Source organism: Kitasatospora sp. NE20-6, assembly GCF_045862635.1.
This window is the reverse complement of the sequence record NZ_BPRL01000053.1, coordinates 64,186-78,639: the sequence shown is the minus strand read 5'-3', so window position 1 is coordinate 78,639 and position 14,454 is coordinate 64,186. Positions and strand designations below refer to the sequence as shown.

Genomic DNA, 14,454 nt, shown 5'->3' with positions numbered 1-14,454 from the left:
TCGCGGCGACGGCGGGCAGGCGTTCGGCGGCGGTGCGCAGGGTGCCGGAGACCGGGGGCTGCACGCCGGTCGGGTCGACCACCGCGCCCTCCGACCGCGGGAAGAACTCGTACCAGGCCCCGTACAGTGCGCGCTTGCGGTCCACCTGCAACGGCATCGGCCGCGACGCACTCACCAGCTCCCGCAGCGGGTAGCGCTCCAGCAGGGTGAGCACCTCGGGGGCGAGCGCGGCGGCGTACCGGCTGAGCGGCGGCAGGCCGGGGTCGCGCAGCGCGTCGACGGCGGCGAGCACGTGGGCCCGGCCCTCCTTCTTGGGCACCCCGCCGGCGGCCCGTTCCAGCAGCTGCGCGCCCTCCTCCAGGACCAGCGCGGTGTCGATGCCGGCCGGCAGCTTCACGGCGGCGGTCCGGCGCCAGGTGGCGATCGGGTCGCTCCAGGCCTCCACCAGGTAGGACCAGCGGCCGGGGGCCGTCGGGGCGACGTGGGCGCCCCAGCGGTCGGTGCCGGGGGCGAGTTCGCGCATCGGGGTCCAGGGCCCGCTGCGGCCGCGCGGGTCGCGCAGCACGACGTTGGCGCCGACCGCGTCGTGGCCCTCGCGGAAGACGGTGGCGGTCACCGGGAAACTCTCGCCCTCGACGGCCTTGGCCGGGCGGCGGCCCGAGTCGACGAGGGGGCTGACGTCCAGGACGGGGATGCGGCCGATCACGGTGTCGCTCTCTGTGGTCCTGCGGGCGGTGCTCCTGCGCGCAGTGGTCTTCTTGGCGGTGGTCTTCTTGGTGGTGGTCTTCTCGGTGGCGGTCTTCCGGGGGGCTGCCTTCCTGGCCGGGGCCCCGGTGACCGCGGCGGTGCCGGTGGTCGTCGTGGTGGTGGTCCGGGCGGTGGTCTTCCGTGCCGGGGCCTTCGCCGCGGCCTTCCTGGCCGTCGTCGCCCCGGAGGCCGTGGCGGCCGTGCGGGCGGCGCGCGGAGCCGGCAGCGGCGGCTCCGCCGTCGACGGTGTCTCAGGGCCGTCGGTCGTTGCGGTGGGCTGATCCCGCGTCTCGCCGTGCATGCCAAACTCCTGCCCGAATCGGCGGCGGCTCCCGACAGCCGGCGCGACGCCGGGGGAGTGCCGGGAGGACTGTGGGTGGGAAGGCCGAACGACCGGAACGCGGCCCGTGCCGACGGGCCCGGAGACCCGACCGCCGGACCGCGCGCCGCGGCCGGCCCCACGGGGCGCGTGCGTCCCGGCGCGCGCCTCGTGGGGCGCGCCCCGGAGCGACCCAACCCACCCGAAAAACGACGGGGTGAGCTGTGAGGACACGCCAGTGGGCAACGGCAGCGGCCGAATGGGCGATGGAGGGTGAGGGCACGTCAGCGGGACATGATCCGGCCATGGGGCAGCAAGGGGCGCCAACCGGGCTCACACTCCCTGCCGCACCAACGACCTTTCTGCATCCTCGCACCACCGGCAAGACCTACGGGGTAGTAATCGCGCGATTTCGGACGGTATGCAGAGGCATATAGGCCAATGGAAACGCAGCCGTAGCGGGATATTCACGCGCCAGGGGCGCGCCTTTCCGGCCGGGTGCGCCCCGTGCGCCCCTCGTTCGCCGCACTGCGCCGATTGCGATCTCAACAATGGTCCGAACGGGTGTGGAATACGACAGTTGACGCACATTCGAGGCGCCGTCAGGCTCTAGGCTTCACGACGTGAAGGCAATCCGCAGATTCACCGTCCGCACCGTCCTGCCCGAACAACTCCAGCCACTGCACGAGCTCGCGCTCAACCTCCGGTGGTCCTGGCATCCCGAGACGAGGGAGCTCTTCCGCTCCGTCGATCCGGAGGTCTGGGCCGCCGTGGGGGAGGACCCGGTCCGGCTGCTCGGCGAGGTGCCGGCCGCGACGCTCGCCGCCCTGGCCGCCGACCGCCGCTTCCTGCGCAGGCTCGGCGACCTCCACGACGACCTGAGGGACTACCTCGCCGGTCCGCGCTGGTACCAGTCGGCGCCGCCCGTCGGCGACGGCAGCAGCCCGCTCCCGGAGGCCGTCGCCTACTTCTCGCCCGAGTACGGGATCGCGGCCGCGCTGCCCCAGTACTCCGGCGGGCTCGGCATCCTCGCCGGCGACCACCTCAAGGCCGCCAGCGACCTCGGCGTGCCGATCATCGGCGTGGGGCTGTTCTACCGGCACGGGTACTTCCGGCAGTCCCTCGACCGCGAGGGCTGGCAACAGGAGCGCTACCCGCTCCTCGACCCCGACGAACTGGCCGTCAGCCTGCTCCGCGAGGACGACGGCACCCCCTGCCGCGTCGACCTCGCCCTGCCCGGCGGCCGCACCCTCGCCGCGCACGTGTGGCGGGCCCAGGTGGGCCGCGTCCCGCTGCTGCTGCTCGACTCCGACATCGAGTCCAACACCCCCGCCGACCGGGACGTGACGGACCGGCTGTACGGCGGCGGCAGCGAGCACCGGCTGCTGCAGGAGATGCTGCTCGGCATCGGCGGCGTCCGGGCCGTCCGGACGTACTGCCGGCTCACCGGCCACGCCGAGCCGGAGGTCTTCCACACCAACGAGGGCCACGCCGGCTTCCTCGGCGTCGAGCGGATCCGCGAGCTGGTCGCGCCCGCCGCGCAGGGCGGCCGCGAGCTGGACTTCGCCGCCGCACTGGAGGCCGTCCGGGCGGGCACCGTCTTCACCACCCACACGCCCGTGCCGGCCGGCATCGACCGCTTCGACCGCGACCTGGTCGCGCGTCACTTCAGCGGCGACGCGGCGATGCAGGGCGTGCCGGCCGACCGGGTGCTGGCGCTCGGCGCGGAGAGCTGGCACGGCGGCGACCCCACGCTCTTCAACATGGCCGCCATGGGCCTGCGGCTCGCCCAGCGCGCCAACGGCGTCTCCACCCTGCACGGCGAGGTCAGCCGGTCGATGTTCAACGGCCTCTGGCCGGGCTTCGACGCCGCCGAGGTGCCGATCACCTCGATCACCAACGGCGTCCACGCACCGACCTGGATCGACCCGGCGGTCGTCCGGCTGGGCGCCGGCCAGATCGGCGCCGAGCGCGCCGAGGAGGCCATCACCACCGGCGACGCCAAGCGCTGGACCGGGGTCGAGCGGATCGGCGACGAGGAGATCTGGGAGGTCCGCCGCCTCCTGCGCTCGCAGCTGGTCGACGAGGCCCGCCGCCGGCTCCGCGTCTCCTGGGGCCAGCGCGGCGCCGGCGAGGCCGAGCTCGGCTGGGTCAACTCCGTGCTCGACCCGGACGTCCTCACCATCGGCTTCGCCCGCCGGGTGCCGTCGTACAAGCGGCTCACCCTGATGCTCCGCGACAAGGCCCGGCTGCGCGCCCTGCTGCTCGACCCGGAGCGCCCGGTGCAGATCGTCGTCGCCGGCAAGGCGCACCCCGCCGACCACGGCGGCAAGCGGCTCATCCAGCAGCTGGTCGCGTTCGCGGACGATCCGGCCGTACGGCACCGGATCGTCTTCCTGCCCGACTACGACATGGCGATGGCCAAGCACCTCTACCCCGGCTGCGACGTCTGGCTGAACAACCCGCTCCGCCCGCTGGAGGCCTGCGGCACCTCCGGGATGAAGGCCGCCCTCAACGGCTGTCTCAACCTGTCCATCCTGGACGGCTGGTGGGACGAGTGGTACGACGGCCGCAACGGCTGGGCGATCCCCACCGCCGACGGCTCCGGTCCCGAGCGGCTCGACCCGGACAGCCCGGAGGCCGAGCGGCGCGACGACCTGGAGGCCACCGCGCTGTACGACCTGATCGAGCACCAGGTCGCCGCCCGGTTCTACGACCGCGGCTCGGACGGCCTCCCGCACCGCTGGATCGCGATGGTCCGCCACACCCTGGTGACCCTCGGCCCGAAGGTGCTGGCCGGCCGGATGGTGCGCGACTACGTCGAGAAGCTCTACGCCCCCGCCGCGAGGGCCCAGCGGTCGCTGGCCGCCGCCGCGGGCGGCACCGGCCACGCCGGGGCCCGTGAGCTCGCCGACTGGAAGGCGCGGGTCCGGGAGGCCTGGCCGGCCGTCCGGGTCGAGCACGCCGACGCCGAGGGCTGCCGCGAGGCCCAGGAGCTCGGCTCGGCCCTGGAGCTCCGGGTGCAGGTCTCGCTCGGCACCCTGGAACCGGCCGACGTGGAGGTGCAGGTCGTCTCCGGCCGCGTCGACGAGTCCGACGGCATCTCCGACGCCGCCGTGCTCGCCCTCAAGCCGGCCGGCGGGCCGGACCTCGAAGGCCGGTACCGCTACGAGGGCTCGCTGGAGCTCGGCCGCACCGGGCCGTTCGGCTACACCGTCCGGGTGCTGCCCGCCCACCACCTGCTGGCCTCGACGGCCGAGCTGGGCCTGGTGGCGCTGCCGCCGGAGTCGGCCGGGATGGACGCCGGCGTGCTGCGCTGACGGCACGTGGAGCGGCGGAGGGGCGGCACCGGCCACCGGTGCCGCCCCTCCGCCGTGCGCGGCGCCGTCAGGCGAGCGCGGACGCGTCGAGCCCCGCGGGGGTGCGGTGCCCGGAGAGCGCCATCGTCAGGTCGAGCTCCGCGAGCAGCGACCGGATCACATGGGTGACCCCGGCCTGCCCGTCCAGCCCCAGCCCGTAGGCGTACGGGCGGCCGAGCAGCACGGCGCGGGCGCCCAGGGCGAGCGCCTTGAAGACGTCGTCGCCGGTGCGGACCCCGCTGTCGAACAGCACCGCCAGCCGGTCGCCGACGGCGGCCGCGACGCCCGGCAGCGCCTCGGCCGCACCGATCGCGCCGTTCACCTGGCGGCCGCCGTGGTTGGAGACCACGACGCCGTCCATGCCGGCGTCGGCGGCCCGCCGGGCGTCGTCCGGGTGCTGGACGCCCTTCAGCACGATCGGGCCGTCCCAGTGCTCCCGCAGGAACGCCAGGTCGGGCCAGGTCTTGCCGGGGTCGGCGAACATCGACACGAAGTGCAGCACGGCCGCGTTCGGGTCCTCGTGCACCGGCTTCGCCAGCCCGGCGAGGAACGCCGGGTCGGTGAAGTAGTTGGCGGTGCCGACCCCGTGCAGGAACGGCAGGTACGCCTGGTCGAGGTCGCGCGGGCGCCAGGCCAGCAGCGGCGTGTCCAGGGTGACGAACAGCGCGGTGAAGCCCGCCGCCCTCGCCCGGTCCAGGAACGAGCGGGTCACCTCGCGGTCCTTGGCCCAGTACAGCTGGAACCAGCGCTCGCCGTCCCCCATCGCCTCCGCGACCTGCTCCATCGGCGTGCTCGACGCGGACGAGAGGACGAACGGCACGCCCTCCGCGGCGGCCGCCCGCGCGGCGCCCGGTTCGGCGTCCGGGTGCAGGATCGACAGCACCCCGACGGGGGCCAGCGCCAGCGGCGCCGGGAGGGTCCGGCCGAACAGCTCGGTGCGCAGGTCGCGGCTGCTGACGTCGCGCAGCATCCGCGGCACGATCCGGTGGGCGTCCAGCGCCGCCCGGTTGGCCCGCTCGGTGGCGCCGCTGCCGGCGCTCCCCGCGACGTAGCCGAACGGGCCCGGGCCGAGCCGCTGCTCCGCGAGCCGCTCCAGCCGGCTCAGGCCGGCGGGCAGCCGGGGCACGGCGCCGGTCATGCCGTTCAGGTAGATCTCGTACTGGAAGGACGCCCAGTCGCGCGGGGGCGGCGGGGTGGTCACACGAGCTCCAGGACCAGCTTGCCGACGTTCTCGCCGCGGAAGAGCATCTGCAGGGTCGCCGGGAAGTCGTCGACGGTGCCGCGCACCACGTGCTCCTTCACGGTGATCCGGCCCTCGCCGATCCAGCCGGCCAGCTCGGCCGCGGCCTCCTTGTAGCGGGACGCGTAGTCGAACACGACGAAGCCCTCCATCCGGGCCCGGCGCACCAGCAGCGACAGGTAGTTGGACGGGCCCTCGACCTTCGACTCCGCGTTGTACTGGCTGATGGCGCCGCAGATCACCACCCGGGCGTGCATCGCCAGACGGGCCAGCGCGGCGTCCAGGACGTCGCCGCCGACGTTGTCGAAGTAGACGTCGATGCCGTCCGGGCAGTGCGTCCGCAGGGCCTTGCGGACGTCCTCGCCGCGGTAGTCGATCGCCGCGTCGAAGCCGAGCTCCCCGGTGAGCAGGGCGCACTTCTCGGGCCCGCCGGCGATGCCGACGACCCGGCAGCCCTTCACCTTGGCGATCTGCCCGACCAGGCTGCCGACCGCACCGGCGGCGCCGGAGACCACCACCGTCTCGCCCTCCTTGAGGGCACCGACGTCGAGCAGGCCGAAGTAGGCGGTCATGCCGGGCATGCCGAGCGCGCCGAGGTACGTCGACGGGGACGCCAGGGACGGGTCGACCCGCACGGTGCCGCGGCCGTCGGAGACGACGTGCTCCTGGACGCCGAAGGTACCCACCACCAGGTCGCCGACCTGGTAGCGCGGGTGGTTGGAGGCCGTCACCTCGACCACCGACCCGGCCCGCATGACCTCGCCGATGCCGACCGGCGGGAGGTAGGAGGGCCGGTCGTCCAGCCAGCCGCGCATCGCCGGGTCGAGCGAGACGAAGCGGGTGCGGCCGGCGAACTCGCCCTCGCCGGGTACGGCGGCCTCGCCCTCGACGTGCTCCCAGTCGGTCGGGGCGACCTCGCCGACGGGCCGGGCGGCGAGGCGGATCTGGCGGTTCGGGGTGGGCATGGCGGCCTCCTGGTGCGGGCGGCCGTGCCGCGCCGATGCGGCACAGGGCTCGGACGAGAGTCTAAGCAAGCGCTTAGTCAGAGTCGAGGCCCCGGCACCCGCCGCCGCATCCCCGTCACCCGCCCGGCCGCGCGCGCTACCCTCCGGGCCATGACCGCCAGGCCGCCCCTGCTCTTCCTCGACGTCGACGGACCTCTCCTGCCCTTCGGCGCCGGCCCCCACGACCTCCCGGACGGCTACCCCACCTGGCCCGTCCCCCCGGGCTCCGCCGGGGCGGAGAACCCGCTGCTCGCCCGCCTCGACCCCGGCCTCGGCCCCCGGCTCGCCGCCCTGCCCTGCGAACCGGTCTGGGCCACGACCTGGACGGACGAGGCCAACACCTGCCTCGCCCCGCTGCTCGGCCTGCCGCCGCTCCCCGTCGTCCACTGGCCGGACCCCGGGGACGAGGACGACCACCCGGCCGGCCTGCACTGGAAGACCCGCCCGCTCGTCGAACGGGCGGCCGGACGCGCTTTCGCCTGGGTCGACGACGAGATCACCGCCGCCGACCGCGCCTGGGTCGCCGCCCACCACCCCGGCGCGGCGCTGCTGCACCGCGTCGACGCCCGGCGCGGACTCACCGACGAGGACTTCTCGGCCCTCGACGCCTGGCTGCGCAGCCCCGCACCCCGGCCCTGAGGCCCCGACGCCCCTGCCAGGCCGTGCCGCGGCTCAGTCCTGCCCGGTGAAGTCCCGGACCAGCTCCACGAACTCCTCCGGCCGCTCGAAGACGAGGACGTGCCCGGCGTCCACCTCGGCGTAGCTGCTGCCGGGGACGGCCGCGTGCACCGCCCGGGCGTGCTCCACCGGCACGGTGGCGTCCCGGGTGGCCCCGACGACCAGCGTCCGGGTCCGGATCCGCGGGGCCAGCGCCCGGATGTCCACCCGCAGGTCCAGGTCCAGCTGGCGCAGAAGGCCCTCGGTCGGGCTCATGTTGGTGGCCAGCCGGTCGACGCCCTCGGCGCCGAGCCCCGCCAGGAACGGCCGGCCGAAGCCGGTGAGCGCGCCGAACCGGCCGAAGGCCTCGGCGTCGCCGAGGTCCCCCAGACGGCGCCAGACGGTGAGCAGGTTGCGCATGTACTCGTCGCGGTGCAGCCACGGCGCGACCAGGACGAGGCTGCGCACCAGCTCCGGGCGGGTCGCCGCGACCGCCGCGGCGACCACCGAGCCGAGCGAGAAGCCGACCAGGTCGACCGGGCCGCCGCCGGCGTGCTCGACGACGGCGGCGATCTGCCCGGCGAGCAGCTCGACACTCAGCTCGCCCCCGTCGTCCTGCGCGCTGTCGCTGCCGGAGTAGTTCGGCAGGAGCACCGTGCGGCGGTCGGCGAACCCGTCGACGAGGTGGCCCCAGTTGATCTCGGCGCCCGGGCCGGTGCCGTGCACCAGCATCAGGCCCGGGCCCGTACCGGTGCTGCGGTAGGGGATGCGGGCGGTGGCGGTCGTGGCGACGGGCATCGGTCACTCCTCTGCGCGGTTCCTGCGGACACCACGACGGTCCCACCGTGCGGGTGGCACCGGGAGAGGAGCGTCCTGCCCGGGACCGGCGGTCCCAGGCAGGAGGCGGACGGCGGCCGGGACCGCCCCCGGCGGGGTCAGACCAGGCTGTCCCGCCAGGCCCGGTGCAGGTCGGCGAAGCGGCCGCGGCCGCCGGTCAGCTCGGCCGGGGTGCCGTCCTCGACGATCCGGCCCTGCTCCATCACCAGCACCCGGTCGGCGATCTCGACGGTGGAGAGCCGGTGGGCGATGACGATCGCGGTGCGCCCCGCCAGCACGGTGCGCATCGCCCGCTGCACGGCCTGCTCGCCGGGCACGTCCAGCGAACTGGTCGCCTCGTCGAGGACGAGGACGGCCGGGTCGGCCAGCAGCGCCCGGGCGAAGGCCACCAGCTGGCGCTGGCCGGCGGAGATCCGGCCGCCGCGCTTGCGGACGTCCGTGTCGAAGCCGTCCGGCAGCGCGGCGACGAAGTCGTACGCGCCGATGTCCCGGGCCGCCTGCTCGACCTCCTCGCGGGTGGCGCCGGGGCGGCCGATCGCGATGTTCTCCGCGACGGTGCCGGAGAAGAGGAACGACTCCTGCGTCACCATGACGACGTTGCGCCGCAGCTCGGCGGTGGAGACCTCCCGAAGGTCGACGCCGTCCAGCGCGATCCGGCCGTCCGTCGGGTCGTAGAACCGGGCGAGCAGCTTCGCCAGCGTCGACTTGCCCGCGCCGGTCGCCCCGACCACGGCGGTCGTCCGCCCGGCCGGCAGCACCAGGTCGAAGGAGGGCAGCACCTCGCGGCCCGTCCGGTAGGCGAAGCGCACGCCGTCGAAGGAGACCGTGCGGCCCTTCACCACGTGCTCGGGCAGCGCGACCGGTGCGGCGGGCTCGGGCACCGAGGGCTCGTGGGCGAGCAGCCCGGCGATCTTCTCCAGTGCGGCGGCCGCCGACTGGTAGCTGTTGAGGAACATCGCCAGCTGGTCGATCGGGTCGTAGAGGCGCCGCAGGTAGAGCACGAAGGCGGTGAGCACGCCGACCTGCAGCGAGCCGCCGCCGACGAGCAGCGCGCCGGCCACCACGACGGCGGTGATCCACACGTTGGCGACGGCCCGGGAGACCGACACGTAGCGGGCCATCTCCAGCAGGCCGTCGGCCGTGGCGCCCGCGTACTGCCGGTTGACGGTGTCGAAGGCCTGCTCGTTCGCCCGCTCGCGGCGGAACGCCTGCACGGGGCGGATGCCGTTCATCGTCTCGGTGAAACGGACGATCACCGAGGCCACCGCCGTGCGGGAGCGCCGGTAGACGCGCTGCGAGCGGCGGCGGAACGACCGGACGGTCAGGTACATGGGCAGGAACGACAGCAGCGACAGCAGGCCGAGCCGCCAGTCCATGACCAGCAGCACCAGCGAGATGTAGAACACCGACAGCACCACCGAGAGCAGCTCCTGGAGGCCCTCGGAGAGCAGCTCGCGCAACGCGTCGACGTCGCTGGTGGCCCGGGAGATGATCCGGCCGGAGGTGTAGCGCTCGTGGAAGTCCAGGCTGAGCTGCTGGGCGTGCCGGAAGATCCGGCCGCGCAGGTCGAGCAGCACGTCCTGGTTGATCCGGGCGCTGAACCGGATGAAGGCGCGCTGCAGTACGGTCGACAGGACCGCGCAGACCAGGTAGGCGGCGGTGACCGCGACGAGCGGGCCGCTGTCGTGGTCGCGCAGGGCCGGGATGCCGCGGTCCATCGCGACGGCCACCAGCAGCGGACCGGACTGCAGGGCCGCCTGCTGCACGAGGATGAGCAGCATCGCGAGGGCGATCCGCCCGCGGTGCGGGCCGAGCAGCTCGCCGAGCAGCCGGCGGGCGGCGCCCGCCGGGACGGGGATGTCCTCGTCGTCCGCGGGCTGCGGCAGTTCCCCGTCCGTCCTGCCGTCGGGTTCCCCGGCCGGGTCGGCGGTCGTGGCGGTCGTCGTGGCGCTGCTCATCGGGCGCTGATCCCTTCCGGTACGGGGGCGGTCTCGCCCGTCATCAGCTCGCGGTAGACGGCGGAGCTCCGCAGGAGTTCGTGGTGGGTGCCGACGGCGCCGATCCGGCCGCCGTCGAGCACGGCGACCCGGTCGGCGAGCAGCACGGTGCTCGGGCGGTGGGCGACCACCAGGGCGGTGGTGCCCTCCAGGACGCGCCGCAGGGCCTGCTCGACGAGTGCCTCGGTGTGCACGTCGAGCGCCGACAGCGGGTCGTCCAGCACGAGGAAGCGGGGATCGCCGACGACCGCGCGGGCCAGGGCGAGCCGCTGCCGCTGCCCGCCGGACAGGCTGAGGCCCTGCTCGCCGACCTGGGTGGCGGCACCGGCGGGCAGCGCCTCGACGAAGCCGGCCTGGGCGGTGGCGAGGGCCGACGCGAGCCGTTCGGGTCCGGCGTCGGGTGCGCCCATGAGCACGTTCTCGCTCACCGAGGCGGAGAACAGCGTGGGCTCCTCGAACGCGACGGCGACCAGCTCGCGCAGCTGCGGCCGCGGGATGTCGCGGATGTCCCGGCCGTCGAGGGTGATCGTGCCGCCGGTGGCCTCGTACAGCCGGGGCAGCAGCGCGGTGAGGGTGGTCTTGCCGCTGCCGGTGGCGCCGACCAGGGCCATCGTCTCGCCGCTGCGGATGTGCAGGTCGATGCCGCGCAGCAGGTCGGGGGTGCCGTCGGGGGCGTCGGCGTAGCGGTAGCGGACGCCGGTGAGCCGGATGCCGTCGTCGGCGGTGTCCGTGGCGGACGGGCCGGCGGCGGGCTCCTCGGCCTCGGGCTCGTCCATCACCTCGTAGAAGCGGTCGGTGGCGGTGGCCGCCTCGTTGGCGTACGCGATGAGCCAGCCGAGCGACTCGACCGGCCAGCGCAGGGCGAGCGCGGTGGAGAGGAAGGCGACGAGGGTGCCCGTCGACAGGTCGCCGTCGGCGACCCGGACGGCGCCGAGGGCGAGCGCCGCGCCGAGGGCGAGCTCGGGCAGCCCGACGATGACGGCCCACAGGTTGGCGAGCATCCCGGCCTTGCCGAGCTCGGTGGTGCGCAGGCCGCGCGCGTGCCCGGCGAAGCGCTCGGCCATGGTGCGGTGCCGGCCGAACGCCTTGAGGATGCGGATGCCGAGGACGGACTCCTCGACGACGGTCGCGAGGTCGCCGTTCTGGTCCTGGGCCTGCCGGGCGGCGCCGGAGTAGCCGCGCTCGAAGTGGTGGGTGAGCCAGGTCAGCGGCGCCATCGGCAGCAGCACCACGACGGCGAGCCGCCAGTCGAGGGTGAACATCAGGCCGGTGCCGATCAGGAAGACCGTCGTGTTGACGATCAGGAAGACCAGCGGGAAGGCCAGGAAGAGCCGCATGGTGAACATGTCGGAGGTCGCCCGCGACAGCAGCTGGCCCGACGGCCAGCGGTCGTGGAAGGAGACCGGCAGGCGCTGCAGTTTGGCGTACAGGTCGCCGCGCATGGCGGCCTCGACCCTGGCGAGCGGCCGGGCGACGATCACCCGGCGGACGCCGAACAGGGCGGCCTCGGCCAGGCCGAGCAGCAGGAGGACGCCGGCGAGCGGCCAGAGCGCCCCGGTGTCGTGGTGGGCGATCGGGCCGTCGACGATCCGGCGGAGCACGACCGGCACCGCCAGGACGCTTCCGGAGGCCAGCAGGGCGGCGGTGACGGAGCCGGCGATCCGCCAGCGGGCGGTCCGTGCGTACGGCCACAGGCGCAGCAGGGACCGCGCGGTGGAGCGCCGCGGGGCGGTGGGGGCGTGGTTCGTGGACATCGCGCCCGAGGGTAGGCGCTCGCCCGTCATTTCTCATCCGGTTTTATGCACCTGACGGCGTATCCCGGCCATGATCCGGGTCCGGGCCCGGCCCGGCCTCCGCCTCCTCGGTGACCTGCAGCAACCGGCAGGACCGGCCGCCGAGCGTCACGGCGGCCCCGGCGGGGTGCCGCTGCCCGTCGGTGGCGTCCGCGGTGTCGACCAGGGTGCGGTACCCGGCGGCCCACGGTGCGCCCGGGAGGGTGAAGGCGACGGGTTCGGCGCCGGCGTTCAGCAGCAGCAGGAAGCTGTCGTCGTGCAGTGCGCGGCCGTGCTCGTCCCGCTCCGCCATGGCGCTGCCGGAGAGCAGCATGCCGAGCACGGCGGTCGGCGCGAACCAGTCCGCCTCCGTCATCTGCCGCCCGCGGGGGGTGAACCAGGCGAGGTCGCGCTGGCCGCCGGGCACGGTCTCGCGCCCGGAGAAGAACGCGCGCTGCCGCAGCACCGGGTGGGCGCGGCGGAGCCGGACGAGCCGGCCGACGAGTGCGGTGAGCTCCTGCCAGCGGGGGTCGTCGAGGAGCGACCAGTCGAGCCAGCCGTTCTCGTTGTCCTGGCAGTAGGCGTTGTTGTTGCCGTGCTGGGTGCGGCCCATCTCGTCGCCGGAGGTGAGCATCGGCACACCGGTGGAGAGCAGCAGGGTGGTGAGCAGGTTGCGCAGCTGGCGGTGGCGCAGGGCGAGCACGGCCGGGTCGTCGGTCTCGCCCTCGGCGCCGTGGTTCCAGGCGCGGTTGTCGTCGGTGCCGTCGCGGTTGTGCTCGCCGTTGGCCTCGTTGTGCTTGCGGTTGTACGAGACGAGGTCGCGCAGGGTGAAGCCGTCGTGGGCGGTGACGAAGTTGACGGAGGCGTGCGGGCGGCGGCCGCCGCGCTGGTAGAGGTCGGAGGAGCCGGAGAGCCGGTAGCCGAGTTCGCGCACGTCGGAGCGGGTGCCGCGCCAGAAGTCGCGCACGGTGTCGCGGTACTTGTCGTTCCACTCCGCCCACAGCGGGGGGAAGCCGCCGACCTGGTAGCCGCCGGGGCCGACGTCCCACGGTTCGGCGATGAGCTTGACCCGGCTGAGCACCGGGTCCTGCGAGACGGCGGCCAGGAACGGGTGGTGCATCTCGACGCCGTCGCTGCCGCGGGCCAGGGCCGCCGCCAGGTCGAAGCGGAAGCCGTCGACGCCCATCTCGGTGACCCAGTAGCGCAGGGAGTCGGTGACCAGGCGCACCACGTGCGGCTGTCTGGTGTCGAGGGTGTTGCCGCAGCCGGTGTAGTCGGCGTAGCCGCGGCGGTTGCGGTCGAGCCGGTAGTAGCCGCCGTTGTCGATGCCGCGCAGGGAGAGCGCGGGGCCCATGGCGCCGGCCTCGGCGGTGTGGTTGTAGACGACGTCGAGGATCACCTCGATGCCGGCCGCGTGCAGCGCGCGGACCATCCGCTTGAACTCGCCGACCTGCCCGCCGCGGCTCCCGGAGGCGGAGTACCCGGCGTGCGGGGCGAAGAAGCCGAGCGTGTTGTAGCCCCAGTAGTTGGTCAGGCCGCGGGCCTGCAGGTGGTCCTCGCTGACGTGGTGGTGCACGGGCAGCAGCTCGACGGCGGTGACGCCGAGCCGGGTGAGGTGCTCGATCGCCGCGGGGTGCGCGAGGCCCGCGTACGTGCCGCGCAGGTCGGCCGGCACACCGGGGTGGCGCATGGTGAAGCCGCGCACGTGCAGCTCGTAGAGCACCGTCTCGGCCCACGGCGTCTTGGGCCGCTGGTCGTCGTACCAGTCGTCGTCGTCGTGGACGACGACGGACCGCGGCACGTACGCGGCGGAGTCGCGGTTGTCGCGGACGGTGTCGGCGACCTCCGGCTCGGGCCAGTTGCGCACCGCGCTGCAGACGGCGTCGTGGCTGGTGTAGTGGCCGTCGATGGCGCGCGCGTACGGGTCGACGAGGAGCTTGGCGGGGTTCCAGCGGGCACCCGTCCACGGATCCCAGCGGCCCTGCACCCGGTAGCCGTACCGGGTGCCGGGCCCGACGCCGGGCAGGTAGCCGTGCCAGATCTGGAAGGTCTGCTCGGTGAGGCGGTGCCGGGTCTCCGTGCCGTCCTCGTCGAAGAGGCACAGGTCGACGGCCTCGGCACCGGCCGCCCAGAGGGCGAAGTTGGTGCCGCTGCCGCCGTCCGGCGCGATGCGGCAGCGGGCGCCGAGCGGCTGCCAGCTGCCGGGCCACGGGTCCGGCCGCGCCGTGCCCGGCAGCGCGCCGGGCCCCGCTCCCGGCGCCGGCGCGCCGGAGGCCGCCGAGGCCGCCGGTGGGCGTCCGTTCCCGTGGAGCATGCTCCGTCCCAGCTCCTGCCACGCCGTCATGGCCGCACCCTCCCGACGCGGGGATCCCGAGCCCGCCCTCCAGTTCTTCCCTGATCCCGTGCAGGTGTCACGTGGCCGATGGTGTTGTGACGCAGGGTGAACGCGGAGGGGGACGCCGGGTGGCGCGGACGCTCGTGTCCGGGCGGCCACGCGGTCGTTGCACCAGGTGGCGGCGCGG

At 74.6% G+C, this 14,454-nt stretch carries 9 protein-coding genes; 2 read left to right on the top strand and 7 right to left on the bottom strand.

Annotation, left to right across the window (positions count from 1 at the left end; all coding sequences use genetic code 11):
• Positions 1-706 (bottom strand): maltotransferase domain-containing protein (locus tag SNE206_RS29695; protein WP_407916601.1); only part of this gene is annotated, 706 nt, incomplete at its 3' end.
• A gap of 983 nt (positions 707-1,689) precedes the next feature.
• Between SNE206_RS29695 and glgP the strand changes: the two genes are divergently transcribed.
• Positions 1,690-4,386, top strand: a complete 2,697-nt coding sequence (gene glgP / locus SNE206_RS29690; RefSeq protein ID WP_407916598.1) for an alpha-glucan family phosphorylase — start codon at positions 1,690-1,692, stop codon at positions 4,384-4,386.
• 67 nt (positions 4,387-4,453) lie between these two features.
• Here the strand turns inward: glgP and SNE206_RS29685 are convergent, their stop codons facing one another.
• Together SNE206_RS29685 and SNE206_RS29680 are read right to left on the bottom strand one after the other, a co-directional pair.
• Entirely contained in the window at positions 4,454-5,563 is a 1,110-nt protein-coding gene (locus SNE206_RS29685) for a lactate 2-monooxygenase (RefSeq protein WP_407916600.1), read from the bottom strand.
• A 59-nt stretch (positions 5,564-5,622) separates the two neighbouring features.
• Entirely contained in the window at positions 5,623-6,630 is a 1,008-nt protein-coding gene (locus SNE206_RS29680) for an NADP-dependent oxidoreductase (protein WP_407916597.1), read from the bottom strand.
• Positions 6,631-6,780: 150 nt separating this feature from the next.
• On the opposite strand from SNE206_RS29680, the gene SNE206_RS29675 reads away from it, so the two are divergent.
• Entirely contained in the window at positions 6,781-7,308 is a 528-nt protein-coding gene (locus SNE206_RS29675) for a hypothetical protein (RefSeq protein WP_407916596.1), read from the top strand.
• A gap of 33 nt (positions 7,309-7,341) precedes the next feature.
• On the opposite strand, the gene SNE206_RS29670 is transcribed toward SNE206_RS29675, so the two are convergent.
• The 4 genes from SNE206_RS29670 to glgX all read right to left on the bottom strand — a co-directional run bounded on the left by SNE206_RS29670 (position 7,342) and on the right by glgX (position 14,276).
• Positions 7,342-8,124 (bottom strand): alpha/beta fold hydrolase, encoded by a 783-nt coding sequence (locus tag SNE206_RS29670; RefSeq protein ID WP_407916595.1) that lies wholly within the window; start codon positions 8,122-8,124, stop codon positions 7,342-7,344.
• A gap of 137 nt (positions 8,125-8,261) precedes the next feature.
• Complete coding sequence (locus SNE206_RS29665; protein ID WP_407916594.1) at positions 8,262-10,121, bottom strand: ABC transporter ATP-binding protein; 1,860 nt, start codon at positions 10,119-10,121, stop codon at positions 8,262-8,264.
• Positions 10,118-11,914 carry an ABC transporter ATP-binding protein gene (locus SNE206_RS29660; protein ID WP_407916593.1) on the bottom strand — a complete coding sequence of 599 codons (1,797 nt, stop codon included), beginning with the start codon at positions 11,912-11,914 and terminating at the stop codon, positions 10,118-10,120. The genes SNE206_RS29665 and SNE206_RS29660 overlap by 4 nt, the downstream gene beginning before the upstream one ends.
• A gap of 43 nt (positions 11,915-11,957) precedes the next feature.
• On the bottom strand, positions 11,958-14,276 hold the full coding sequence (gene glgX, locus SNE206_RS29655; protein WP_407916592.1) for a glycogen debranching protein GlgX: 2,319 nt from the start codon (positions 14,274-14,276) through the stop codon (positions 11,958-11,960).
• Positions 14,277-14,454: the final 178 nt, after the last annotated feature.

What these genes read in the sequence shown, in the direction of transcription:
- SNE206_RS29685 (WP_407916600.1), bottom strand. Translation starts at nt 5,563, where the DNA reads ATGACCGGCGCCGTGCCCCGGCTGCCCGCCGGCCTGAGCCGGCTGGAG.
- SNE206_RS29680 (WP_407916597.1), bottom strand. Translation starts at nt 6,630, where the DNA reads ATGCCCACCCCGAACCGCCAGATCCGCCTCGCCGCCCGGCCCGTCGGC.
- SNE206_RS29675 (WP_407916596.1), top strand. Translation starts at nt 6,781, where the DNA reads ATGACCGCCAGGCCGCCCCTGCTCTTCCTCGACGTCGACGGACCTCTC.
- SNE206_RS29670 (WP_407916595.1), bottom strand. Translation starts at nt 8,124, where the DNA reads ATGCCCGTCGCCACGACCGCCACCGCCCGCATCCCCTACCGCAGCACC.
- SNE206_RS29665 (WP_407916594.1), bottom strand. Translation starts at nt 10,121, where the DNA reads ATGAGCAGCGCCACGACGACCGCCACGACCGCCGACCCGGCCGGGGAA.
- SNE206_RS29660 (WP_407916593.1), bottom strand. Translation starts at nt 11,914, where the DNA reads ATGTCCACGAACCACGCCCCCACCGCCCCGCGGCGCTCCACCGCGCGG.
- glgX (WP_407916592.1), bottom strand. Translation starts at nt 14,276, where the DNA reads ATGACGGCGTGGCAGGAGCTGGGACGGAGCATGCTCCACGGGAACGGA.